The 426-nt window shown below is 29.8% G+C and carries 1 protein-coding gene; it reads right to left on the reverse strand.

What is annotated here, in order from left to right:
* Nucleotides 1-426, reverse strand: a 426-nt coding sequence (locus CRV02_RS14530; RefSeq protein WP_129090916.1) for an ATP-binding cassette domain-containing protein, incomplete at both ends; no start/stop codon positions are given.

Genomic DNA, 426 nt, shown 5'->3' on the forward strand with positions numbered 1-426 from the left:
TTGTAGGGATATCTAAATCATTAGTTGGCTCATCAAGGATTAAGCAATCAACTTTTTTAGTAAATAAAAGTGCTAAGGCAACTCTATTTTTCTCTCCACCACTTAAAACACCAACTTTTTTATCTAAATATTCTCTAGGGAAAAGGAAGTTCTTTAAGTATCCAAATACATGCATAGTTCTTCCATCATCTAAAACAACTCTATCTCCACCATTTGGACAAAAAGTTTCCATAAGGTTTTTAGAATCATCAAGCATATCTCTTTGTTGATCGAAATATCCTATATTGAAATCACCTTTTTTAAGTCTTCCACTATCTATTTTCATTTTTTCCATAAAGATTTTAAGTAAAGTTGATTTTCCACTTCCATTTGGACCAACTATTGCAATAGTATCTTTTTGTAAGATTCTTGTAGTAAAGTCTTTTA

Source organism: Arcobacter sp. CECT 8989 (assembly GCF_004116715.1).
In the GTDB taxonomy this organism is placed as follows: Bacteria; Campylobacterota; Campylobacteria; order Campylobacterales; family Arcobacteraceae; genus Halarcobacter.